Source organism: Halostagnicola bangensis (genome assembly GCF_054653435.1).
Genome location: NZ_BAAIGG010000002.1, coordinates 1,734,698 through 1,759,640, shown reverse-complemented (window position 1 = coordinate 1,759,640; position 24,943 = coordinate 1,734,698). Strand labels below are relative to the sequence as shown.

Below are 24,943 nucleotides of genomic sequence, written 5' to 3'. Positions count from 1 at the left end.
TTTTGCTGTCTCGGCCAGTATTGGCACATATGCAGCACGTGAAGATTCCGCAGGACCGTATCGGCGTTCTCATCGGAGAGGGAGGCGAGACGATGCGACGAATCGAAGCGGAGGCCGAAGTGCGACTGGATATCGACTCCGAGAACGGCTCGGTCGCCGTCGAAACCGTCGGCGATCCGGTCAAGGGACTCAAAGGACCGGAAATCGTTCGCGCGATCGGGCGCGGGTTCCCGCCAGAAGACGCACTTCGATTGCTCGACAACGAGATGATGCTGTTCGACATCGTCGACATCGACACCGCCTCGCGTAACAAAAACGATATGAAACGCAAGAAGGGGCGGCTGATCGGCGAAGGCGGCCGAACTCGAGAGCTGATGGAAGAACTCTCGGGGGCTTCGGTCGTGATCTACGGCTCGACGCTGGGTATCATCGGTACACCGCCGGAAGTCGACGCCGTCAGGACCGCAGCCGAGATGCTACTCGATGGCGCACCCCACGGCGCGGTCTACTCGTTCCTCGAGGAGCGACACAACGAGATGAAACACCAGGGAATGCAGTATCACGAGTATCCCGGCGGTAAATCCTAAGGGGGTCGTTCACCGGTTTTAGAGGAGGCCATCGGATATCGAACGTGGCCTATCAACGCTAACTCGCTCCACCGGATTCGCGGTTCGATTCTTGCTGCCGGTTCGTTGCACAACTCCTTTTGTCACGGGTCTCGATTCACCCGGACCGATGCAACTGACCGTTGGACAGGGCGTTAGCCAATGGAAACATCCACCGTCGTAGCAACCCGTGCGTTCTCACGCACTACAAACGTATTATAAATACCCATCCAGCCGATATCACGAAAACACCCGACTCAAGCTATATTGGGGGAAGCCATTTGTCCAATAGGGAAAGGTTTATATAGAATAGCAAACAATCCTTCGTTTGACTATGGCACAACAGCAAATGGGCAATCAGCCCCTCATCGTACTTTCCGAGGACAGCCAGCGAACCTCCGGGAAAGACGCACAATCGATGAACATCACGGCCGGAAAAGCCGTCGCGGAATCGGTCCGGACGACGCTCGGCCCGAAAGGAATGGACAAGATGCTCGTCGACTCGACGGGCTCGGTCGTCGTCACGAACGACGGCGTCACCATCCTCTCGGAGATGGAAATCGACCACCCGGCGGCCAACATGATCGTCGAGGTCGCCCAGACGCAGGAAGACGAAGTCGGCGACGGCACCACCTCCGCCGTCGTCGTCTCCGGTGAACTCCTCAAGCGTGCCGAGGAACTCCTCGACCAGGATATCCACGCGACCACACTCGCACAGGGATACCGACAGGCCGCCGAGGTCGCCACGGACGCCCTCGAGGACATCGCCATCGAAGTCGACGAGGACGACACCGAGGTCCTCGAGCAGATCGCCTCGACGGCGATGACCGGCAAAGGTGCGGAGAACGCTCGAGAGCTGCTCTCCGAACTCGTCGTCCGAGCAGTCCAGACGGTCGCCGACGACGACGGAATCGACACGGACAACATCAAAGTCGAGAAGGTCGTCGGCGGCTCGATCGAGAACTCCGAGCTCGTCGAGGGCGTCATCGTCGACAAGGAGCGCGTCTCCGAGAACATGCCGTACTTCGCAGAGGACGCCAACGTCGCGATCGTCAACGGTGCCCTCGAGGTCAAAGAGACCGAGATCGACGCCGAAGTCAACGTCACCGATCCCGACCAGCTCCAGGAGTTCATGGAACAAGAGGAGGCCCAGCTCCAGGAGATGGCAGACAAGCTGGCAGACGTCGGCGCGGACGTCGTCTTCGTCGACGGCGGCATCGACGACATGGCCCAGCATTACCTCGCACAGGAGGGCATCATCGCCGTCCGTCGCGTCAAATCCAGTGACGCGAGCCGACTCGCCCGATCGACGGGCGCTCGCCCGGTTTCGACAGTCGACGACATCACCGAGGACGACCTCGGCTTCGCCGGCAGCGTCGCACAGAAAGACATCGCCGGCGACCAGCGCATCTTCGTCGAGGACGTCGAAGACGCCAAAGCTGTCACCCTGATTCTCCGCGGTGGCACCGAACACGTCATCGACGAAGTCGACCGCGCGATCGAAGACTCGCTCGGCGTCGTCCGAACGACCGTCGAAGACGGACAGGTCGTCGCCGGCGGTGGCGCACCCGAAATCGAACTCTCGCTGGCACTGCGCGACCACGCCGACTCCGTCGGCGGCCGCGAACAGCTGGCTATCGAAGCCTTCGCGGACGCCCTCGAGGTCATCCCACGTACGCTGGCCGAAAACGCTGGACTCGACCCCATCGACTCGCTCGTCGAACTTCGAAGCGCCCACGACGGCGGCGACACGGCCGCCGGACTCGACGCCTACACCGGCGACACCATCGACATGGACGCCGAGGGTGTCTACGAGCCGCTTCGCGTGAAGAGCCAGGCGATCGAATCGGCAACCGAAGCCGCAGTCATGCTGCTTCGCATCGACGACGTCATCGCCGCCGGCGAGCTGAAAGGCGGCGCACCGGACGACGACGACGGCGACGACATGCCAGCAGGCGGCCCAGGCGGCCCAGGCGGAATGGGCGGCGGCATGGGCGGCATGGGCGGTGGCATGGGCGGCATGATGTGAGGGAGGTCTGAGTAGCGCGAAGACCTCCGAAAAGCGAGCGGCGAAAGCCGCGAGCAAGGAGCGAGAACATCATAAGGGGTGCGAAATCGAAGATTCCGCGGAAAGGTGAGGTTCTCGCTCGCTTCACTCGTTCCAAGTCAGTTGTCGGCCCACTCGCAGTGAACTTCGTTCGTTTCTTCGAGCCGCTTCTCAGCGATCACGCAAAGTAATTTGTTCAATCACTATTTGTTTGGCTCTCTCTATTTCTATCGACTGAACGGTCATGCTAGGTGTCGAATCCGTCGTTGATGGCTCGGTTCCGACAGAGCGGACTCCGAGCGAAAACCGGCATGGGTCGAGTGCAAACATTGATGGAGTCGCCCAAGACCGATGATACTTGTCGGTAATCGCGACCGTATCGAACTATGGTGCGTACCGTGAACAAGGCGATCAGGACCTATTGCCGGTCAAATCACTCCGAAAATCGGTAGGGAAGGAGTATTCGTATCAAGCTACCTCTTTTCCTCGGACGTGAAAATATAGAAAGTTATTTATTATTGGACGGTTGAATTGTCTATCGCAATGACCAATAAAAATATGGCGCGGAGATTAGTTCTGAAATCGGCTGGTGCGGCGGTAGTTGGACTCTCAACAGCGAATACTGTTGTTGCGGACGACGAGACGGATCCAAGCGAAGAGTTCACGAAACAGATCGCCGAGGCGAATCGAATCGCCAAAGAAGATGGGTTGGACGAACGACGGACGTATCTTGATGAGAGCGGTATTTCGCACAAGGAACAGAGTGCCCAATTGTCTGTACCGAATTTCGAATCGGACGACGATGTGCTTCAGGTCGAAAGTCACGAAGCGCCTATCTGCGTCGATCCGCTGGAATGTGACGCCGATATCGATGTCCAGTTTTCGCTGAGTTACCAACCGCGGGCCGAAGAGTTTCATTATTCGTACTTCATCCAATTTCACTACGGGTACGCCCCCGATCCATCGTATCCGTGGGGTACTATCTACGCCGGACCCGAAGATCCGGTAGATACGCTCGGACTCACGTGGCAGGAAGATCAAGTGGAAGTACGGGACCATCGCAGGGTTCACGAGTCGGTGATCACGGACGACTATACGCAATTCGATGAAGGAAGTTGGACGGGCTCCGGTCTCGGCATTCTCGTCGATGGGTATCAAGCGTCGGTCGATTCAGGCTATACCGGCGTTGACGAAACGGATTGGAGTCAACTGGTAACGTCAGGAGTCTTCCTCGAGGAGGGCGTCGATTTCAGACCCGATACGTCCTTCAGAGGCATCTACGAGTACGCCTGGGAGGGAACCGAGCCTGAAGTGTCAGTTTCGTATCCCGCACAGATCTCGTTTTCATCGAGTTCGTACAACGAGTCGGAGGCCTTCCAGCACACGCCGGAGGGCGATACCTTCCATATCAAAGCTGAAGACGTGATGTAGCTGGTGTTGGAGGAACGAACAATTACTTATAGTGATGAAAACCACTCGTTGCACATGTACTCGCGTTCTCGGAGGCAAATCCTCCGAACTATCGTCGTCGTCGGTCTCATCTCGTTACAGGGGTGTGTCGAGTCACTTCCCCTATACGAGGACGAACGCGAGGACACTGCCGTTCTCGTCGTGAACAACCTTACTGACGACGACGTGGCACTCCATGTCGACGTTCGCGGATCGGCTGCGGAGGTGTTGTACGACGATCGTCTTCATATCGAGGCTGGGAAGGGGTACCGAACGGACCCGTTCGACGACGACGCACGAACCCTCGAGTACGAACTGGCCGACGATCGCGGCATGGTCGAGATACCGACGGATCCCACCGACGACTCGACACCGCCAAGGAAACTGTGGTTCTCGTACACGACGGAGGACGGCCTGGTGTACGAACAAGGGTAGTGGGTCGAACTCGGCGGCGAGACACCGATCGCCGTTCGCCTCGCCGCGGCGCTACACGCCACGGCTTCCACATCAGTCGTCGGCCCGTTCGGGCCGCGGCCCTCACGGTACAAATCGGAGGACACTCCGGCGAGCTGTTCGCTGAAACCGGCGATTCCGCTCGCCTTCGGGTCGACCTCGAGTACCTTTCCGGCACAGGCAATGACGAAGGCGATTTTGCCCCGGTACTGCGAACCGGGGCGATCGATCGAGCACGGCCCGCACTTGAGGAACAATTCAAGAACCGGGATCCACGTCTAACTGTTCCTCATTTTGCGTTCTCACCGACCTCGAGTAGCAACGCCGAACCGACGATCAGCCGGTCCGTTGGCCGCGACTCGAGTCCGTCGGAACGAACAGTTCTTCATCGAAGAGGTGTCGCTCGAGCGACGCCGCTCCCGGCCCGCTCAGCGCGAGAGAGAGCGAGGTGAGCGTCAGCACGAGGGTGTACTCGATACCGCCCTCGCCGGCGACGAACCCCTCGGGAAGATGGACGAGGACGGTCGCGACGGCCATGATGACGGCGAGGATGGCCGCGGTGTATCTGGTGAGTAGTCCGATTAGGAGCAAGAGTCCGCCGACCAACTCGAGCAGACCGACGGACCAGGCGAACAGCGTCGGAAAGGGAACGCCAAGCCCGGCGAGGGTGTCGGTGAAGCCAGCGATTCCGCTCGCCTTCGGACCGACCTCGAGAACCTTTCCGGCACCCGCGACGACGAAGACAATTCCGAGCGCCAGTCGAAGAATTACGGGACTCCACTGCGTTCCGATTCGTTCGATTGAATTACCATCAACCATATCCGTGTGTTCCCTTCCCGCGCATATATGCTTGACTCCACAGGGTTCAATGTCAGAAATAACGCCGGTCGCTCGAGAGTTGATCGTCCGGACGACCGAACGCGAACCATTTGACACAAACTAAATAGCATCGCGCAATATTTGCACGCATGCATACACTCCTTCTGAATAGCGAAGCCGTCGACGAAAACGCTCGAATGACGGACATGGTTCGAGCGGTCGAAGACGCCTTTGGGGCCTACGAACGCGGCGACGCGCAGATGCCAGCCAAATCCTACATCGATCTGCCACAGTACAACGGCGACTTCCGCTCGATGCCGGCCTACCTCGAGGTTCGAGAAAGTGATTCTACTGCTTCCGACGGGTGGGACGCCGCCGGGCTGAAATGGGTCAACGTCCACCCCGACAACCCGGCGGATCACGATCTGCCGACCGTCCTCGGAACGATGATCTACTCCGATCCCGAGACGGCGTTCCCGCTGGCGATCATGGACGGAGCCGAGCTGACGATGAAACGGACCGGCGCGGCCGCGGCCGTCGCGACGGACTATCTGGCCCTCGAGGACGCCTCGAGCCTGGGAATCGTCGGTGCTGGCGTCCAATCGTACACGCAACTCGAGGCCATCGCGGCCGTCCGGTCGATCGAAGAGGTCGTCGTCTCGGACCTCGACGAGGCGCGCCTCGAGCGGTTCATCGAAACGTTCGAGGATGAGTTCGACATCCGGAGCGGCTCGATTTCGGAAGCGGGCCACTGCGACGTGCTCTCGACGGTGACGCCCGTCGAAGATCCCGTCGTCAGCACCGAAGACGTTGGCGACCACACCCACATTAACGCGATCGGGGCCGACGCGGCGGGCAAACACGAACTGACGGATGCTCTCCTGCAGTCGGCCACGGTCGTCATCGACGACCACGAGCAGTGTACTCATTCGGGCGAGATCAACGTCCCCTATGGCACCGGTGCCCTGACGGACTCGGATATCCACGGCGAGATCGGCGAACTCGTCGTCGGGCAGAAGCCGGGCCGAACCGACGAGACAGGCGTCACGGTCTTCGATTCGACCGGGCTCGCGATTCAGGACGTGGCGGCGGCTCACGTCGTCTACGAGAACGCTCGAGAACGGGGCGACGGCGACGAGTTCGGAATGATCGACACCGGAATATAGCTCGCGCCGATCTGCGATCAGTCGTCGGTTTTCGTCGCTTTCGAGGAGCGGTCCTCGAGACCGTTTCCGACCGCCGTCTCGCGCAGGTCTTCTTCGATCTCCTCTAACGACCGGCCCTTCGTTTCGGGAACGAGTTTGTAACAGAAGACGAGCGCAAGTAGCGAAAACGCGCCGTAGAGCCAGAACGTTCCGGACTGGCCGAAGACGTCGACGAGTCGGAGAAACGTCAGCGAGACGATTAGGTTGCCGGCCCAGTTGACGACCGTAACGACGCCCATCGCGGTTCCCCGAACCTCCATCGGATAGATTTCGGAGATCATCAACCAGAACACCGGTCCGAGGCCGATCGCGAAGAAGGCGACGTACAGCATCAGGCTTCCCGTCGCGACCCAACCGATAACACCCGAAAGACCGGGCAGATAGAACACCGCACCGAGGACCGCGAGCATTCCGGTCATCCCCGCGAGCCCCGTCAGCAACAGCGGTCGACGACCGGTTCGGTCGATTAGCAAGACGGCGACCACGGTCATGACGACGTTGATCGCACCGATTCCGACGGTTGCGAGAATCGACGCGGTATCCTCGAAGCCGGTCGACTCGAGGATCGTCGGGGCGTAGTACATCACCGTATTGATCCCGGTAACCTGCTGGAACGCCGCCAGACCGACGCCGACGATCAGCATCGGACGAACCCACTGCGAGAGCAGATCCCGAAGGGTGCCGGACTCGGTCCGGATCGTCTCTTTTATCTCCTCGAGTTCGTCGCTAACTCGCCCCTCCGTGCGGGTTCGAGAAAGCACCTCGCGCGCATCCGCCTCGCGGCCCTGCTCGTAGAGCCATCGCGGACTTTCGGGCATGAAGAGCATTCCAGCAAAGAGGATCGCCGCGGGGACCATTCCGAGCCCGAGCATCCAGCGCCACTCGCCGCCACTCGAGAAGGCGAGATTCACCAGGTACGCGATGAGGATGCCGCTCGTGATCGTCAGTTGATTGAGCGAGACCAGCGAACCGCGGATCTTCGGCGGCGAGATTTCGGAGATGTACAGCGGCCCGACGACGGACGCGAAGCCGACGCCGACGCCGTCGATGATCCGGCCGAGGATAAGTATCTCCACCGTCGGTGCGACCGCCATGATAAGCGAGCCGATGAAAAAGATCACCGCGCCGACGAGAATGAGCCGACGACGGCCGAGCCGATCCGCGAGTCGACCGCCGAGTGCGGCCCCGAAAATCGCGCCGATCATCGCGCCGCTGACGATCACCCCTTCGACGTAGGAGGGATTCACCGAGAACCCAAGAAGCGTCGTCAGCTCGAACGTCTGTCGGATGTAGAGCATCGCGCCGGAGATCACGCCGGTATCGAATCCGAACAGTAAGCCGTTGAGAGCTGCCAGACCCGCAACGACGTACACGAACGAGTTCCGATCGCCGGTTGCCGCGCCTGTCTGAGTAGACGACATTGATAGTGTGTGAAAGATTCTTTCAGACCGGAGTTAACAAACTCATCGGTATCAGGTGCCGTTGTCAACGGTAGTCGCGAATGAGAAAAACACCCATCCGGAGGTCAATCCTGACGGATTCGACGGAGTATCGATCCGGTCATCTCGAGCCGTTCACAGTAGGAAACGATGGGGTCCGCGTTCGGCTCCGGTAAGCCGTTCGATCGAAAGAGGTCGTTTTCGTGGATCGTCGCCGTCACCGGCCGAAGCGGCCACGGTTCGTGGGCGATCTCGCCGGTCATAACGCCGCGGCTCTCGGGCGCGTAAAACCGTTTTCGAGCGGTGAGCCAGTACTCGAGCGATCCCGGTTCGGCCGTATAAACGGCACCGTCCGGCTCGTAGCTGGCCGAAAATCGTCCTCGACCGTCGGTCGTCGGCCTGCCGTCCGAGAACAAATCGGTCTGCCAGCGATCGGTCGTTCGTTCGCTCGAGAACGAGACGCGATCGTCGGCCCTGCCGACGTGCATTCGAGAGTTGTAGACCGGAAGACGGGTTGTTCTGCCGACAGCGGTTGCGACGAGCGGGTTCCCGACGTCGATACTGAAAAAGAACAGACCCGGTTCGCCGCGGTACTGAACGTACGTCCGCACGTTTATTTCGGGAAATGCGAACCGGGTGAGTTCGGGCGACCCGCGAATCCCGGCGTTCGACAGGACGAAGGGAAGAACGCTGATCCAGGCCGAACCGTCTCGGGTCTCGAGACGGAGCGAATCCGGGACGTGCGGTCGAAGCGCATCGTGATCTATCGGCCAGTGGACGAACAGCCCGTCCCGCCAGGTCATCGAGGCGACGTGGGGCGTCCGCGGCCGATCTCGCCTGCGGCGGCGACCGCGACGCGATCGGTCAGTTCTATCGACGTTCGTGGAAGTCTGTTCGGAGTTCATCGCGATCCGACGGAGTGGACGTTCGTACGGGGAACGAGCGGATAAAAGAACGCGGGTGCGTTGCCGGGTACTCAAGACAGCAGGTTAGCGTGGCCTCTTCCAATCGATCGCGCCCAATCGCGCTGAAGTCAGTCTTCGATCTCGATTGCGGGCCGACCGGGTTCGGCGTTTCGAAGCACGTCGTCGCTGACTTCAGTTGCGCGAACGACGTGAACCGGCACGTCGAACTCCCGCTCGATCAACCACGCGGCCGACTCGAGGGCGGCGTGTTCGGCCTCGGCCTCGAGCGTTCGGGTGAGCGCCTCTCGCTCGACCTGCAGATCCTGTCCGTAGCTGGCCGCCGCGTCGCCCTGCTCTCGGATCTCCTGGTTCTGCATGAGTTCGCCGATCAGGTTGTCGGCGTCGCTCTCGATGGCGATCTCCAAGGCGTCGTACTTCCACTCCGGAGCGACGACGACGTCGATCGATTTCGGATCCTCGATGCCGGCGACGTCGATGATCTGACGGATGTCCTCGCGGGTGTTCTCGACCAGACTGCGCCGCTTGTCAATGTGCTCGCGGTCAACCGTCGCGGTCGGCCACGGGGCGTCGACGACGAACTCGTCGTGACCGAGGGCGTCGTACAGCTCCTCGGTGAGATGGGGCGCGACCGGAGCCAGCAGTCGAACGACCGCCGAGAGCCCGCGCTCGTAGGTTTCCGTGTGTGGGTCGGCGTAGTCGGCGTACTGACGAAGCGTCCGAACCAGCTCCTGACTTTCGCGAACCGCGGCGTTGAACGTCAGGTCGTCGTACTCGTCGCTGGCGATCGCGATCGCCGCGTCGATCTCGCTCTCGACGTAGCTCGCGATGGCGTCGTCGTCGCCGTCGGGTGCCTCAGCTCGTGGGTGGTCCCCGCTCGCATCTTCTGTGGCGCATTGTGCCGCGTACTCTTCGACCATCCTCTTGAGTCGAGTCAAGAACGCGTAGGTCGATCTGACGCCTTCCTCGCTCCAGTCGAAGTCGCGCTCGGGCTGGGCGGCCTGCATCATGAACAGCCGGGCCGTGTCCGCGCCGTACTCCTCGACGATCCGCTGGGGCGAGACGACGTTACCGACGGATTTGGACATCTTCTCGCCCTCGAGCTGGACCATTCCCTGTGCGAGCAGGTTCGTAAAGGGCTCGCGGTGCTCGAGACCCTCGTGATCGGCGAGCACCTTCGTGAAGAATCGCGAGTAAAGCAGGTGCATCACGGCATGTTCGATACCGCCGACGTATTGGTCGACGGGCATCCAGTCGTTGGCCCGCTCGAGATCGAACGGTGCATCCTCGAGATCCGGCGAGACGTACCGCAGGAAGTACCACGAGGAGTCGACGAAGGTGTCCATCGTGTCCGTCTCTCGAGTGGCCTCGCCGCCACACTCCGGACAGGTCGTCCGCTTCCACTCCTCGGCTTCGTCGAGCGGGTTGCCGGTGGTGTTGATGAATTCGGGGAGTTCGACCGGCAGTTCCTCGTCGGGAACGACCACGGGTCCACAGGTGTCGCACTTGACGACTGGAATCGGTGTTCCCCAGTAGCGCTGGCGGGAGATCCCCCAGTCGCGAAGCTGGTACTGGGTCGCCTCTTCGGCGCTGTCGATATCGTCGGTAAGTCGCTCGCGGGCCGCCTCGCTCTCGAGGCCGGAGTACTCGCCCGAGTTCACGAGGATGCCATCGTCGGTGAACGCCTCCTCGCTGACATCGGGCGCGTCGGGGTCCGTCTCGCCGTCCCAATCGTCCGGTTCGGGGGCGATGACGGGAACGATCTCCTCGTCCATCTTCTGTGCGAAGGCGTGGTCGCGCTCGTCGTGACCCGGAACGGCCATCAGCGCACCAGTCCCGACGTCCGAGAGGACGAAGTCCGCGACGTAGACCGGAATCTCGTCACCGGTGACGGGATTGGTCGCGGTCAGGCCGGTTTCGACGCCGTTTGGCTCATCGCCCTCGGGGTCGGCCTCGTGCTCGATGAAGTGACGGACTTTCTCGTCCTCCGCGGCTACGTCCTCGCTGATCGGGTGATCCGGCGCGAGCGCGAAGAAGGTCGCCCCGTGGATGGTGTCGACGCGAGTGGTGAAGGCCTCGACGGAGCCGTGGCCCGCTATCGAGAACTCGAGTTCAGTCCCGTACTGCCTGCCGATCCAGTTGCGTTGCATCTGGCGCACCGAGTTGGGCCAGCCCTCGAGGTCGTCGATGTCCTCGAGCAGTTCGTCGGCGTACTCGGTGATCTTCAGGAACCACTGCTCGAGTTCCCGTTGTTCGACGGGGGTGTCACACCGCCAGCAGAGTTCGGCCTCGCCTTCGACCTGCTCGTCGGCGAGGACGGTTTCGCACTCGGGACACCAGTTGACCTCGGCGTCGCGTCGTTCGACCAGCCCTTCGTCGTGGAATCGGGAGAACAGCCACTGATTCCACTGGTAGTACTCCGGCTCACAGGTCGCGATCTCTCGGTCCCAGTCGTAGCCAAAGCCCATCGAGGCCATCTGCTCGCGCATCGTATCGATGCAGTCAATCGTCCAGTCGCGTGGGTTCGTATCGCGTTCTTTGGCCGCGTTTTCGGCGGGCAAGCCGAACGCGTCCCATCCCATCGGGTGAAGCACATCGTCGCCGCTCATTCGACGGTATCGGGCGTAGGCGTCCGTAATCGTGTAGTTTCGGACGTGGCCCATGTGAAGCTTCCCGGACGGATATGGGTACATCCCAAGTACGTACGTCGGATCCTCGATGTCGTCGGGCGTTCGGTACGCCTCACCCTCGTCCCAGGCCTCCTGCCAGCGCCGTTCGACCGCTACGTGGTCGTATCCCTCTTCGCTCATCTCTTGTTTACGTGTGTTCGGGACGCCGCCCTATACCTTTCCATCCAATCGTTGGCTCGCGTTCGTCGCTGTCTGTATGCTGTCACTGTTGGTCTCTCCTGTCGTTGGTCGATCGCTTCACGCAAAACGCTGCTCCAAAACTCAACGGTTTCGTTCGGAGCCCTTCCGAACGGTTCGTCGGCTCGGTCGTCCTCGAGCCTGCCGACGCTTGATTCGTTACTCGATGTCGATCTGTTTCGACTCGTCGTCTCCGCTCACCTTCGGCAGTGCCACGGTCAACACGCCGTTGGTGAAGGTCGCCGAAACCGCTTCCTCGTCGACCGGTTCCGGCAGACGGATTCGCCGACTTGCTGACTGGCTCGTCCGCTCGCGACGGACGTACTCGCCCTCTTCGAACGCCGTTTCGTCCTCGCGGGCCGCCTCGAGTCGAAGCGAGCCGTCCGAGAGCGTGAGCTCGATATCGTCGGTTTCGTAGCCCGGCAGATCCGCGGTAACGACGAACTCCTCGCCCCGGTCGGCGACGTCGACGGCGACTGAGCCAGGGATCTGGAAGCCGCCACCGCCGCCGCTGATCATCCCCTCTTCGACCTGCTTGCTGATTCGGTCGATCATTTCCTCGAGGTCGTCGAACGGGTTTTGTCGCATAGGTCACCGTACGCGCTCGAGTAGAATAAATTCTGCCCGTCAATTGGCGACAGAACGAGACAGCCGCCGCTACCATCGAGAACGGTGACGGTACCCGACAACGCGCAACCCTACTCGGAAAGCGTCACGTGACCGGCCTCGAGCGCGTCGCCCAAGACCGCTCGAGCGTGGCCATCCGGATCGACGTTCTCGTAGACCGTCTTCACCTCGCCGTCGTCCAGGAAATACGTCGTCCGCGCCGCCGCCCCGCCGCTGCGGTCGACGTCGAAAGCGTCCGTCAGTTCACCCTCGGGATCCGCCAACAGGTCGAACCCGAGGCCCTCCGCCTCGCAGAATTCCTGGTGGGAGTCAACGTCGTCGGTCGAGACGCCGTAAACGGTGACGCCAGCGTCGCGATAGCTCTCGAGTTCGCGATCGAACTGTCGCGCCTCCGTCGTACAGCCCGGTGTCGCATCACGCGGGTAAAAGTACAGTACCGTCGGCTCGGCGAACTCGAGGCGGCGCTCGTCGCCGTTTTGATCGGTCGCGCTCACGGCCTGAACTGCTGTTCCCTCCGAAAGTGGCATGTTCGATCCTACTCGGAGGCGCGGAAAACAGTTTGCGGTACCCCGTCGATCGCGCTACTCGACGACGTGTTGGGTGTCGTACGATCCCAACCGGCGGACCCAGCCGTTCTCTGCGAGCTCCTCGAGGTCGGCGAGAGCCTCCTCGGTTCGGGACTCGTAGAGCCCGGCTTCGATGTCGATGTGGAACACGTAGTCTCCCAGCCGCTCGCCGCTCGGGCGGGACTCGAGTCGCGTCAAGTTGATGTTCCGGTTGGCGAATGGCTCGAGTAGCTCCAGCAACAGTCCGGGATAGTCGACGTCGGGGTAGGCGACGATCGAGGTTTTACCGCCGCCAGGCGAGCGGTCCGCCGCCGGCGCGACCGCGAAGAATCGGGTCGCGTTCGAGGACTGCTCCTGAATGTCGTCGGCGATGACCTCGATGCCGTCGCCCGCGTTATCCGGGTGGGCGACACCGGCCACCGAGGGATCCTCCCGGGCGTACTCGACGCTCTGGGCCGTGCTCGCGACGGCCTCGAGGGTCGCGTCCGGATATGTGCTCTCGAGGTAGGACCGACACTGGGCAAGCGCCTGCGAGTGGCTCGCGATCGTGTCGAAATCGTCGGACTGGGCGAGCAGAGCGTGATTGATGGGCGTAACGATCTCGCTGACGATCGCGATTTCGTACTCCGCGATCGCGTCGAGACTCTCCGTAACGCTTCCTTCGATGCTGTTTTCGATCGGGATGATACCCCGATCGTACTCTCCGCTCGCGACCGCGTCGACGATCGCCGTCACGGACTGACGAAAGTCGATATCGTCGTCGACCGCCTGGGCCGCCCGGTGTGAGTACGTTCCTTCGGGTCCGAGGGTAACTACGGTCATCACCCGTTGTTTATGGGTGGCAAGGAAAAGCCCATCGGGAATTTCGTCCGATCAGTCGTCGGTAGCGGTGGCAGAACCGGTTCCGGTAGATCCGTCGCCGGTGACGAACCAGCCGTCCTCGGTCGCGTTCTCGGCGATCTCCGGCTGGAACACCCACGCACAGAGGACCAAAATTGGAATCATCGTTGCGCCGACGATCGCGTAGCCAACGTGGAGATTCGGAAGGAACGGAGCGGAAAACACGAGCGGGTAGACCGTACCACCAATGGTTCCGAGACCCCCGACGACCCCCGCAACGGTGCCGGAGTTGTTCGGGAACATCGCCGGTACCTGCGCGAAAATCGCCCCTTCGGAGAACGCACAGCCGACGCCGACGAAGAAGCCGGCGGTCACCGCGAGATAGATGCTCCCGCTCAATCCGGCAGCGGTCATCCCGAACATCGTCAGGACGACGAAGGCGAGCGTCAGGAAGGTCCACTGTTCCCGGTATCGACCCTCGAACCACGGGAGGACCGATATCTCCCTGCGAGCGACCACGTCGCTGGTGTAGCCGCCGATCGGACGAAGGAGTCCGGCCGCGATTGAGAACGTCGCGGCGAACGTCGCGGCGATCACGATATCTCCCTGCCCGAACCCTTCACGGTAGTAGGTCCCCAGCCAGCCGTTCATCGCGACCTCGAGGCCGAAGGTCATCACGTAGGCCGCGGAGAGAACGACGGCACCGTGGCGAGTCGCGATGTACAGCCACTGTTGTCTGTTGACGCCGTTTTTCGCCGCTAGGCGTCGCTCTTCGGTCTTGGCAGCGCCACCGAAGATGAAGTAAACGATTCCGAGGACGATCGCGATAACACCCGTGTAGAAAAACGCCGCTCGCCAGTTCGAGGAAAAAAGCGGCCCAACGTAGTTCTCGCCGAAGATTCGCGGGAGGGTAAAGTACGCGCCCAGTCCCGCACCGGCGTTGCCGATGCCGGCGAAGATCCCTTCAGCCAGTCCGAGGTTCTCCTCCTCGAACCACTGTGAAACGTGTTGGATTCCGATGACGAACGTGATCCCGGCCAGCGAGGCGATGATACGCGAACCGACGAACACCTCATAGGTCTGTGAGAACGCGCTAATAATCGAGAAGATGCCGACGACCACGAGAGTGATCCCGGCAATCATCGGTGCACCGAATCGATCGGTGAACGGACCGACGAGGATCCGTCCGAGCGGAACGGCGATGACGGCCGCACTCGAGACGATGCCGATCTGGGCCACCGAGAGTCCGAACTCGTCGGCAATATCGCCAGTGAACGGCGCGAACGAAAACCAGATCACGAACCCGAGATTGAACATCGCCGTCGCGAGTAGCAGGTTCTTCCACTTCGGAGCGATCATACGCCCACCTCACATGACCCGTCCGACGAAGTCGATAAGCGGACGGACCAACACCATACTGAACAATCATCTTCTTTACTGCAAGTTTGGTGAACGATCAGGCCCATATTCTATTCAATAATGGCCAGTCTCTCACTCATAAACGTGCTTCTTAGTCAGGCATAACAATACTACGAGATAGCCATAGCACTAGGTCGTATTATGATGTTACAAAACTGGACACGCGGTCACAATCTTACACCAACTACCAAACTAATTGAGACCAGACATCGGACGATTTCGGGCGAGTACTCCCGTCTTCTGCTAGTTGTCACTCGAGAAGTAGCCTATCGAGAATCTCCGACAACCGATTATTCTTCGAGGTGGTCGATTCCTTGTTTGGCCACGTTCGCTTCCGTGATCTCGTCCGGCATCCAGTCCGGCTTGTCGTCTGGCGCAGTTTCCTCCCAGGCCCAGCCGTCGTAGATGTGGACTTTATCGGTTCCTTTCTCTCGAAGTCGGAGTTCGACTCGCTCGGCGGCGTCCTCGCTCGAGCCGGGCTCGAGTCGCCGTGCTGCCTTGAGTGCAGCCTGCCGAGGTGTGTTTCCAGAGAAGACGCTCTCCTCGTTGCCGTTCGTCGCGCGCAGTGCAAAGTTTCGCTTACCATCTTCACGTACCATGGTTTTTCCCTCCATGTCAATTCAGCACACGGTCCGACATAAAGATATCCCCCAAAACCGACCGACTGCGCCGGTATCTTTAAGTGAACTCGACACGCCACCACCTTCCACCAATTGATTGTGAGCGTGAAAGTCGTCGCATATATTCACATACGTACAGCATACGAGACATAGTACATCGATATTGCGTAGAAAACACTTAAGTATATCCTGCAGTGAAGTTCGAGTTAGAACCCCGCGATGGTCCGGAAAAAGAAGTTGAGTCCAAGCGGCGCCAAAGACGAGGACGGAAACTACCACAACGTCCACCTCAATCTACACGAAGACGAACTCGAGGTGGCGGGCATGGATATCGGTGATGAGGTATTCGTCCGTGTTCGAGACGGAAAAATCATCATCCAGAAAGCCGACGAGGAGGAAGTCGAACACGAGTTCTAGAGACGAAGTTTTGCGCTGTGGTCTACCGAGTTCATGCCAGACATAGCTGGTGTGAACGCGGTGTCCCTCGGCAAAATCCTCAAAAGAGCGCCGACAACCTCGCGGGAGCGTAATGATCAAGATAACTTTTGCAAATATGGACTGAGGAACTGGTCGATCCAGGACTTGGCGAATCCAAGTCGATTCGTAAGGGTGTTGAAGAGACGGCGAGCGAGAGTGCGGAACGCGCTCTCGCTCGCCACGACAATTGGTGAAGCGTTCCGTTTGAGCACTTTCCAGACCTGCTCGATTGGATTGAGATGCGGTGAGCCGACCGGAAGAAAAACGAGATCGATACCAAGTTGATGTGCGCGCTTGCGCGTGTGTTCACAGATGTGAGACGAGAAGTTGTCCAAGACGAGCAGAATCCGCGTTCCCGGATTCTGCTCGCGGACCTCCTCCAATAGGGCACAGATGTTCTCTTTCGATTGATCTTCAGGAAACGTTAGGACACTTTCACCGTTAAGCGTATAGCACCCGACCGCTGGTTCGTCAAGCTTCACCAGCGGTCGTTCCAGTGTCGGATCATCGACGTACCACAGTCGATGCGAATTGTCGTATGGTTGCGGATGCGAAGCGTCACAAAAACCGACGACAGTTCCCCCATCTGTACAGATATCGTCGTCGAGAACCCAGCCTTCGTCCTCATCATCAGGACGCTTGTTATGTGCTGTCTCTGGTTCCTCGTCGAACGCGTCTGCGACGCGTTCTTCGAGGATTTCATCGGCGTTCTCTGGCCGAGAGGGGCGTTTTGGACGTGGTTTCGCGTAGGATAGTCCAAGGTTCCGGAGGAATCGACCGAGATAATCCGGATGGTACTCAACATCGAACTCTTCGTCCAGAAGCTGATGAACTTCCTGTGCTTTCCAGGGCTGTCCCTCCCGGAGAAGTTCTAGAAGACGCTCTTGTTCCTTGTCACCGACCTTCGGGGGCCTTCCGCCCCCGAAGTTCGGTGTCAACTGACCTAGTCCGCCATCGTTCCATCGACGTGCCCAGCGACTTCCAGTCGACGCAGATTTACCAACGTCGTCGGCTGCTTCCTCGTACGTTGCACCCTTGTAGAGACGTTTGACAAAGGTGAGCCGTTTGATTATCTTTGGATCGTCTGCTTCGTCCAGCAGACGATCCAACTCCCCCTCACTCAGATGACGAACGAGATCGCCTCGCCGGTCTCCTCCCATTACTCGCCCATCTCAGCCCATGCCCATAACTTCCGTCACTCATTAAGCTCCCGCTTAGCTTCGATTAAAAGCACCGGAAGACGGTCCAGCTCACTCCGTTCGCGGGCTGCGACTTCCGAGCCTTCGTTCGTTCCACTCACGAAGACACTCCTCTCCGTTCGCGTTGCTCACTCCGAGTCAGTCGTCGGCCCGCTCGCTCACTTCGTTCGCTCGCGGTAAAATATCATAGCCGTACTGCATCCAATCAACAGAGATCCTACTCAGTTCAGCGCCTCGAGATCGAACTCGAACGCCGCCACGGGTACCTCGAGGTCGTGTTCGACGAGCACCTTCGGATGGAGTTCGCCGATGACGCCGACTTCCTCGCCGTCGATGACGACCGCGGCGGTTCGCCCGTCGATGAACGACGGGTGTTCGGTCGGGGGCGTCTCGAGTTTGCCGCCGAAATCACCCACGAGCGTCTGGAGTCGTCCCTTCGCGTCCTCGTAGGCTGCGTCGTGGCGAGCGAGCACGGCACCGACGCTTCGACGTTCGGTGACGCCGGTGTTTTCGGACTCGTCGACCTCCGCGGCGAAGCCGATCTCGGCGAGGTCCTGCGGATACGCGCGGTGGGTGTTTCGCTCGAGGACCATCACGAGCGAGGGGAGCACCCACGTCCGGAGCATGGTATAGTCCTCGCTGTAGGGTTCCTTGATCGTCGCGGGCTCGCCGGCGCCGTAGACGGCCTCGCCTTCAGCACGCTCGCCGTCGGCGCCGTCAGCGGGAAGCACCATGCGATCGAAGTTTTCCTCCTCGTTGATCATGTGGAAGTTCAGGAGATCCTCGAACCCTAATCCGACCAGATTGCGGCGTGTCGCATCCTCGAGGCGACTCCGCTCGTGGCGACCGCCGACGGTTCCCACGTCGGGGTAGCGCGGCTCGAGTTCGTTGAAGCCGTAGGCCCGGCCGAGGTCGTCGATCAGGTCCATCGGGTGAAGCACGTCGACGCGGTAGGGCGGGATCGTTATCTCGTAGACGAGATCCTCGCGGTCGTGGTCGTCGCGTTCGGCTCGCTCGACGCTCCGACCTCCGTCGGCTTCTGCCGTCTCGGCCTCGAGTCCCGCCCGTTCGGCCAGATCGATGACCTCCTCGGGATCGAGGTCGATGCCAAGGATCGTCTCGATGCGTTCGTGGGCAACCGTCTTGGTCTCCGTCGAGATATCGGGGCGAATCAGGTCGTGGTCTGGATACTCGACAGTGACCTCCTCGATGGTGCCCCCGCGGGCGCTCAGCGCGTAGCAGATGATGGCGCACATCTTGTCGATCGTCCACTGGTCGGTGCCGGTCAACTCGACGAATAGGTTCCGAGAGCCCGTCGTGACCTCCGTGCGCCGCCCGTTGATCACTGGCGGGAACGAGAACAGCCCCAGTTCGTCGTAGATCGCCGGGTACCGGTCTGTATCCCGAACGAGATCGGCGTAGGTTTCCCCGGTCGGATGCTCCTCGAGAACGTCCGCGGGCGTCATTTCCCGATCCGCATCCAGGGGAACGAAACTGTCTTCCTCGGGGGCGACGCCAGTGTAGCGAACGCTCGAGTCGGCGTCCCCGACCGAACTCCCCTTGAGCATGGTGAGGTCGTGAATCCCGATCGCTCCTTTCGCGCGCTTTCGGCCCATCGTCGCGTGGAGCTTTTCTTGCAACTGAATGAGCGAGTCAAGCGCATCCTCGTCCAAGTTTACGCCGCGGACAACCGCGCCCGTGACGTAGGGCCGCTCCTCGGCTACCGCTTCGTCGACGGTGATCGTCCACTCCGCGGAGTTCGTATTCGGCACGTAGACGCCCCGGTCGTCGCCATACTGGTAGCGAAGCGAGCGGGCGACGCCCTCGACCGAGAGCCGGTCGAGCCGGTCGGGCGCGAACTCGAGTTCGAACTCGTCGTCCTCTGTTCGGCCCTCGAATTCGAGACCGAGCGCGAACATATCGTCGATTAAGTCGTCGTCGCTCTTTTCGTCGGCGTTAGTCAACTCGCGCAGTTCGTTGGGATCGATTTCGACCGTGGGCATTAGTAGGTCACCTCCGTCTCTCGCAGCAGTTCCAGATCACACAGCGTGCCGTGGATGTCGCGAATGTCCTCGAAACCGTACATCAACATGAGCAGGCGTTCGAGGGCGAGCCCCCACGCCATCACGTCACACTCGACGCCGAGCGGTTCGAGCATCTCCTCGCGGAAGAGCCCGGAGTTGCCGATCTCGACGAGTTCGCCCGTCGTCGGATGGGTTCCGAACAGCTCGAAGCTCGGTTCCGTGTACGGATTATAGTGTGGCTTGAACTCGATGTCCGTGATCCCGAACTGGGCGTAGAACTCCTCGAAGGTGCCCATCAGATCGCGCACGGAAAGATCCTCGGCCATCACCCAGCCCTCGATCTGGAAGAACTCGAGGAGATGCGTGGGATCGAGGGTGTCGTTTCGGTACACCTTCTCGACGCTGAAGAAACGCTGTGGCGGCTCTAATCGTCCGATCTCCTCGCCGGAGAGATAGCGCGCCGAGAGCGATGTCGTGTGTCCGCGTAGTGCGAGCGCCCGCGCGAAGTCCTCGTCCCACGGCGAGTGATACCCCTCGCCGTCGTCGCCGACGCCCTCGCGATGGGCGCGTTCGACGCGGTCAACAAGATCCGCCGGTAAGTCCTCGATATGAGTCGGTTGCTCGAGGGCAAACCGATCCCAGTGGGTCCGCGCCGGGTGGTCCTGTGGCATGAACAGACAGTCGTTGATCCAGAAGTCCGCGTCGACGTGCGGGCCTTCCATCTCCTGAAAGCCCATCCCGACGAGAACGTCTTTCACGCGATCTGCGGTCTGTCGCAGAATGTGGACCTTCCCGCCCTGTACCGGCTCCGCGTCGGCTTCGACGTTGTACTCGGCGAACTCGGCGTCTTCCCAGTCACCACTCGTGAGCAGGTCGGGCGTAACCTGTCCGACAGTCTCTGTGGTCTCGACTCCACCCATTAGCTCCGTGACGCCGAGTTCGGTCAGCGTGACGAATCGAACGGTGGTTTCGCTCCGCTCGAGCAGGTCTCGCCGCTCGAGCGATTCGAGCGTTTCCTCGTCGATACCGAGTGCGTCGGCGGGTGACGATCCAGCGCCGCCCGCGGCGTCGTCGGCTCCCGTTGCTCCGTCGTCGGCTTCCGTCGCTGCCGCGATCTCTTCGAGCGCGTTTGCCTCCGAATCCGAGCCTGGATTGGCGTCGGAATCGGCGGTGATCTCGCCGCTGTCGATCGAACCGTACCCTTTCCGGGCGTAGTTCGAGAGCGCGATGTCGACCGCCTGACCCTCGAGCCCGGACGCGCCGATGACTTGCCCCATCGAAATGGGGTCGTCGGCCGCGCCGGCCTCGAGTGCGGCCTCGTAGAGTCGAATCTCGGGAAGCCCCTGGTTGACGTACTCGCGGCCCTCTTCGGTGATCGATACCGTTTCGTCGACCCGTTCCTCGACGGCGACCAGCCCCTCCTCCTCGAGTTCGAAGGCCGCGCCGGTGACGGTCTCGGTAGGGAGGTCGGTGGCCGCAGCGAGGGCGTCGACGGACTGTGCCTCGTCTGCGCTCGCGGTCTCGACGACCGCGGCCTGTGCGTGTGGAAGTTTCATTCGCTTACTTCAATGGCTGTGGGTCGGTCAGTTAGCGGTTCCGACTCGGTGCGGTCGGTTTCGACCCGCGGGGCCCGGTAGAGCCACGCGGACGTCCACCGACGCTCACCGGAAAAAAGCGAAGCCGAATCCCGAAACCGACCGCTGTGGCTTGCGAGTGACGCTGGCACGAACGTGGGATTCGGTTGCCATACCCGGAAAATGATCCGGTTCGAGCAAAAATCTTGCGGGACGGTCGCACGCCTGACTGTCCCGTGTTCCCCGATGAGGGTAGCTCCGACTGCAGTCGAATCTATCCGTTCGAGATCCGCGTCGTCTCGAGCGACCCGGAGTCGACCCACTCGAATCCGGACTGTTCGGACCGGGCTCTGGCCGCTTCGATCGCGCCGGGTTCGAACGGATCGTCGAACGTGAGACGCGTCTCGTTCGGTTCGACGGCCGGGAGTTCGGGAAGAAACTCGTCGTCCTCGAGCAGTCCCGTCACCGAGACGTCCTCGCCCGTCCCGAGTGCCGCTCCCAACGCCCGGTACCGTTCCTCGTCCGTCTGCGTCTCATCGGCCGTGTCGAAGGAGTCGCTCGAGACGCGGGTCGTCGTCGGCGAACCAGATAGCGTTCCGAAGCCCGATTCCGAGTCGTCGTCCGAACCCGTCTCGAGGTCCAGACAAGACCTCGCCGAAATCGGCTTCGCGGCCGAGCTCGAAGATTTTTCGGGTTGTCGTCCGTCCGAATTTCGATCGTCTCGGTCGGAAACGCCGCCGAAGTCGGGGTCTGTATCGCTCGCAACTGTCTCGCTCGAGACAGATCCGCCGGATCGGGTGACGGTCGGCGAACCGCCGGCGAGTTCGAAACCATCGTACTCGCCGTTCGAGTCGCTCGGGTCCTCTCGAGACGCTGTGCGTTCGTCTCGCGAAGGTTCCGTACGTGCTTTGTCCTGCGAATCGCTCGAGGGCGACGAAACGTCCGGGCCGCCGGAACCGTTCGGAGACGGCGCGGACTGATCGGAGTGCTCCGAACGATCCGAGTCCGCCGAACGGCTTGGCTCAGCCTCCGTGATAAACGAGGATCCGTCGCCGCTCCTCGAGTTCGGTTCACCTCCCGCTGTGCGCCCGGTTTGCTTTCGCGTTCGCTCGCTCGCCCACTCCGGCCACGGTTCGGACGGATCGTCGGAGTCGTAGGACTCACAGTCGTGTTCGAGCCGGAGCGGCCGCTCGAACGCCTCGATCCGATCTCCGTAGCGCTCGCGGAGACGCTCGAGTTCGTCGCTCTCGATCAGCGCGGCGCGCCAGCGGTCGACGCCCGCCGAGAGGAGGACGAATCGAGCGTCGACTCCCGACAGAAGGCGTTCGTTGAGCGACGAAAGGACGGCGGGCAGGTTGTCTGACCCCAGTGGCGTCTCGGGGTACTCGACAGCAAGTTCGCGTGTTCGGTCCTGCAACCCGCTCACGGAGAGTTCGAGTCCCGACCGATCTGCAAACAGGTCGACCGACCAGCCCAGCGACGCGAAGACGCCGCCCAATTCGCTTTCGAGATCCCGACTCGAGTAGCGAGCCGAACAGTCGATTCCACGAGCCGTACCACAAATCGTTCGGCGGAGAAACGCCGTTCGATCCCGCGCATCCTCCAGCGCATCGGTTAGCGTCTCCTCGAGGGCGGATTCGTCAGTCGACCGGCGATCACCATCCCCCGTCGTTTGGCGCTCGATATCCCCTGCAGAGATGCCGAACGCGCCGAGTACGTCAGCACAGACGAGTGCGTCCTCGCTCGGGTCTCGAGGCGGGCGACGGTCCATCGTCTTCTCGGTTCGGTATCCAACCGTTTGTATCTACGTCAGACATCAAAATAATTCTCAGAAACTAGTGAAAAGAGTCCGGGAGAGAGCAACCGAGAACGAAGAGACTGCCGATCGATGAGATCCCCGTCACCGACGATCCGACATCTATCCGCGCCGCGGCGAATCGAGTTCAATGTCGGCCTCCTCGAGCAAGTCTTCGACTTCCTCGCGTTTTTCCTGATGGTCCGCGAGGAACTCCCGCATCAGTTCGGCGGCCTGTTCCTTGCAGCCGCCACAGAGTCGCTCGCCGCCGACGCACTCGTCGTAAACTTCCTTTGCGAACTCGTCGTCGTCGCCCGCGAGCAGGTATGCGTACAGCTCGTAAACGGGACACTCGTCGGCTTTCCCGCCAAGTTCGCGCTGTTTTTCGGCCGTCTCGCGGCCACCCGTCGTCGCCGATTTGACCTTATCGTAGCCCTCCTCTGGATCGTCGAGCAGGGAAATGTGGGAGGCCTCGATCGACGAGGACATCTTCCCGCCCGTCAAGCCCGTCATGAATCGGTGGTAGATCGACGACGGCGGCAGGAAGCCGTAGCCGCCGTTGTCGACTTCGACCTCCGTGGCGAGGGCTTTCGCTTCCTCGAGATCGAGATCGAAGGCGTCGATATGACTCTCGTAGACCCGCTTTTCGCCCTCGATAGCCTCGATGAGCGCCTCGAAGGCGTCTTCGGTCGCCCGACGGTTGAAAAACCGCGTTCGCGGCCGGATCGGTTCCTTTCCGGCCTCGGTCAGCTTTTGGACGACCGAGCCGAGGGTGTCGGCCGGAACGTCGAGTTCCTCGAGCGGCGTCCGCTCGAGGAACTCGGCGACGTGAACGCAGCGAAGCGTATCGTCGTCGAACTCCTCGGGCTCGAGGCGGTCGTAGAAGTCGGCAACCAGTTCGCGTTCCTCGTCGTCGAGTTCGAAGCTCGCGTAGGCCTTCGAGACCTTGAAAAACCGCATTCGTTCGGCGAGATCCCGCGCGAGCCTGACGTGTGGGTCCTGGTCCGGGCCGACGGGGATGACGGTCGGCTTTGGCTCCTCGAGTTGCGGGTAGAGGATATCGGCCATCTGGGTGACGACGCTTTGCATGTGCGAGACGTCGGTTTCGCCGTCGAAGCCGTAGATGGCCTCGAACTCGGAGAAGTTGGCCTCCGCGCCGAGTTCGAACGCAAGGTCCTGCACCTCTCGGTTGGTCGACTGACGGTAGAGTTCGCCCTCCTCGGGATCGAAGCCGAGCGCGAGCAAGGAGAGGAGGTAGTTCCGGCTGTGCTCGTCGATCTCATCCCAGGTCAACCCGCGCGCGGAGTGGGCCTCGAGATCCGCGATGAGCCCAAACGCGTCCGCCCCCTGTTGTTGGTGCCAGATGATCTCGTCGAACACCAGCTTGTGCCCGATGTGAGGGTCGCCGGTCGGCATAAATCCCGAAAGCGCCGCAAAGGGCTCGTCGTTTCGCATCGCCTCGGCGACGGGCCGGTAATCCCGGTGGCCGAAGATAACGCCCCGACGCAACAGGTAGTGCGGATCCGGTACTTCGGAAAGAATCTCGTCGAACTCCTCGATCCCGAACTCCTCGAAGAGGTTCCGGTAGTCGGAGACGCTCGAGGAACCCCACGGGTCCAGCGCAACGTCGTCGACGGCTCCACCGTCGGAGCGGAGCTCCGACAAGGATCGCTCACCGCCGTCTGTTCTCGGTTCCCCGGGCTCCTCGAGTGGATCGTCTCCGGTCATTATCACCGTGTTGGCGCGCCAGCGCGCAAAAGGCTTCGGCTTCGCGGGAGGACTCGGCGTGATCGACCAGACACTAGCAGTGGCGCGCGCCCGATCGCGGTTCGCCGCGTTGCGAACCGCGATCGACAGCCGTGCGAGGGACGAATGAGCGGAGCGCGACGCGAAGCGTCGCGGAACAGCGAACGGCGAAGCCGTGAGCCAAGCGAGCGAACGAGTCGGCTGGGGAGGATGTGGAAATCAGTGTTGCCAGCACGATGACTGTTCCTG

Annotated in this window: 20 protein-coding genes; 6 read left to right on the top strand and 14 right to left on the bottom strand. The window is 61.1% G+C overall.

Features of this window, described 5'->3' with window-relative positions; all coding sequences use genetic code 11:
• The first annotated feature begins 29 nt into the window (after nucleotides 1-29).
• From ACYQ14_RS10385 to ACYQ14_RS10370, 4 genes are all read left to right on the top strand, one after another.
• Nucleotides 30-587 carry a KH domain-containing protein gene (locus tag ACYQ14_RS10385; protein ID WP_283836507.1) on the top strand — a complete coding sequence of 186 codons (558 nt, stop codon included), beginning with the start codon at nucleotides 30-32 and terminating at the stop codon, nucleotides 585-587.
• 367 nt (nucleotides 588-954) lie between these two features.
• Nucleotides 955-2,634 (top strand): thermosome subunit alpha, encoded by a 1,680-nt coding sequence (thsA, locus tag ACYQ14_RS10380; protein ID WP_459890042.1) that lies wholly within the window; start codon nucleotides 955-957, stop codon nucleotides 2,632-2,634.
• 561 nt (nucleotides 2,635-3,195) lie between these two features.
• Nucleotides 3,196-4,083, top strand: a complete 888-nt coding sequence (locus ACYQ14_RS10375) for a hypothetical protein (protein WP_459887805.1) — start codon at nucleotides 3,196-3,198, stop codon at nucleotides 4,081-4,083.
• Between the two features lie 54 nt (nucleotides 4,084-4,137).
• Nucleotides 4,138-4,536, top strand: coding sequence for a hypothetical protein (locus ACYQ14_RS10370; RefSeq protein WP_459887802.1), 399 nt, complete (start codon nucleotides 4,138-4,140; stop codon nucleotides 4,534-4,536).
• Nucleotides 4,537-4,890: 354 nt separating this feature from the next.
• On the opposite strand, the gene ACYQ14_RS10365 is transcribed toward ACYQ14_RS10370, so the two are convergent.
• Entirely contained in the window at nucleotides 4,891-5,373 is a 483-nt protein-coding gene (locus tag ACYQ14_RS10365; protein WP_459887799.1) for a DoxX family protein, read from the bottom strand.
• 149 nt (nucleotides 5,374-5,522) lie between these two features.
• Between ACYQ14_RS10365 and ACYQ14_RS10360 the strand changes: the two genes are divergently transcribed.
• Entirely contained in the window at nucleotides 5,523-6,539 is a 1,017-nt protein-coding gene (locus ACYQ14_RS10360; protein WP_459887797.1) for an ornithine cyclodeaminase family protein, read from the top strand.
• Nucleotides 6,540-6,556: 17 nt separating this feature from the next.
• On the opposite strand, the gene ACYQ14_RS10355 is transcribed toward ACYQ14_RS10360, so the two are convergent.
• From ACYQ14_RS10355 to ACYQ14_RS10320, 8 genes are all read right to left on the bottom strand, one after another.
• Entirely contained in the window at nucleotides 6,557-7,999 is a 1,443-nt protein-coding gene (locus tag ACYQ14_RS10355) for a sugar porter family MFS transporter (protein WP_459887794.1), read from the bottom strand.
• A 104-nt stretch (nucleotides 8,000-8,103) separates the two neighbouring features.
• On the bottom strand, nucleotides 8,104-8,922 hold the full coding sequence (locus ACYQ14_RS10350) for a YqjF family protein (RefSeq protein ID WP_459887791.1): 819 nt from the start codon (nucleotides 8,920-8,922) through the stop codon (nucleotides 8,104-8,106).
• Nucleotides 8,923-9,050: 128 nt separating this feature from the next.
• Nucleotides 9,051-11,750: a leucine--tRNA ligase gene (gene leuS, locus ACYQ14_RS10345; RefSeq protein WP_459887788.1), complete on the bottom strand. Its 2,700-nt coding sequence runs from the start codon at nucleotides 11,748-11,750 to the stop codon at nucleotides 9,051-9,053.
• A gap of 216 nt (nucleotides 11,751-11,966) precedes the next feature.
• On the bottom strand, nucleotides 11,967-12,395 hold the full coding sequence (locus tag ACYQ14_RS10340) for an Hsp20/alpha crystallin family protein (RefSeq protein ID WP_459887785.1): 429 nt from the start codon (nucleotides 12,393-12,395) through the stop codon (nucleotides 11,967-11,969).
• Between the two features lie 110 nt (nucleotides 12,396-12,505).
• Complete coding sequence (locus ACYQ14_RS10335) at nucleotides 12,506-12,961, bottom strand: peroxiredoxin (RefSeq protein ID WP_459887782.1); 456 nt, start codon at nucleotides 12,959-12,961, stop codon at nucleotides 12,506-12,508.
• A gap of 54 nt (nucleotides 12,962-13,015) precedes the next feature.
• Entirely contained in the window at nucleotides 13,016-13,822 is an 807-nt protein-coding gene (gene pheA / locus ACYQ14_RS10330) for a prephenate dehydratase (RefSeq protein WP_283836516.1), read from the bottom strand.
• 51 nt (nucleotides 13,823-13,873) lie between these two features.
• Nucleotides 13,874-15,199, bottom strand: coding sequence for an MFS transporter (locus ACYQ14_RS10325; RefSeq protein WP_459887779.1), 1,326 nt, complete (start codon nucleotides 15,197-15,199; stop codon nucleotides 13,874-13,876).
• A 350-nt stretch (nucleotides 15,200-15,549) separates the two neighbouring features.
• The gene (locus tag ACYQ14_RS10320) at nucleotides 15,550-15,858 is read right to left on the bottom strand and encodes a non-histone chromosomal MC1 family protein (RefSeq protein ID WP_459887776.1); all 309 of its coding nucleotides are present in this window, start codon (nucleotides 15,856-15,858) and stop codon (nucleotides 15,550-15,552) included.
• 240 nt (nucleotides 15,859-16,098) lie between these two features.
• Here ACYQ14_RS10320 and ACYQ14_RS10315 point away from each other — a divergent pair, with 240 nt between their 5' ends.
• A complete protein-coding gene (locus tag ACYQ14_RS10315; RefSeq protein WP_459887774.1) occupies nucleotides 16,099-16,296 on the top strand; it encodes a SymE family type I addiction module toxin in 198 nt (65 codons plus the stop codon).
• A 116-nt stretch (nucleotides 16,297-16,412) separates the two neighbouring features.
• On the opposite strand, the gene ACYQ14_RS10310 is transcribed toward ACYQ14_RS10315, so the two are convergent.
• The 5 genes from ACYQ14_RS10310 to ACYQ14_RS10290 all read right to left on the bottom strand — a co-directional run bounded on the left by ACYQ14_RS10310 (nucleotide 16,413) and on the right by ACYQ14_RS10290 (nucleotide 24,676).
• Nucleotides 16,413-17,516: an IS630 family transposase gene (locus ACYQ14_RS10310; RefSeq protein ID WP_459887771.1), complete on the bottom strand. Its 1,104-nt coding sequence runs from the start codon at nucleotides 17,514-17,516 to the stop codon at nucleotides 16,413-16,415.
• Nucleotides 17,517-17,776: 260 nt separating this feature from the next.
• Nucleotides 17,777-19,558, bottom strand: a complete 1,782-nt coding sequence (gene pheT, locus ACYQ14_RS10305; RefSeq protein ID WP_459887768.1) for a phenylalanine--tRNA ligase subunit beta — start codon at nucleotides 19,556-19,558, stop codon at nucleotides 17,777-17,779.
• Nucleotides 19,558-21,135, bottom strand: coding sequence for a phenylalanine--tRNA ligase subunit alpha (gene pheS, locus ACYQ14_RS10300; protein ID WP_459887765.1), 1,578 nt, complete (start codon nucleotides 21,133-21,135; stop codon nucleotides 19,558-19,560). The genes pheT and pheS overlap by 1 nt, the downstream gene beginning before the upstream one ends.
• Before the next feature lie 292 nt (nucleotides 21,136-21,427).
• A complete protein-coding gene (locus ACYQ14_RS10295) occupies nucleotides 21,428-22,924 on the bottom strand; it encodes a hypothetical protein (protein ID WP_459887762.1) in 1,497 nt (498 codons plus the stop codon).
• 147 nt (nucleotides 22,925-23,071) lie between these two features.
• Nucleotides 23,072-24,676 (bottom strand): tryptophan--tRNA ligase, encoded by a 1,605-nt coding sequence (locus tag ACYQ14_RS10290; RefSeq protein ID WP_459887760.1) that lies wholly within the window; start codon nucleotides 24,674-24,676, stop codon nucleotides 23,072-23,074.
• Nucleotides 24,677-24,943: the final 267 nt, after the last annotated feature.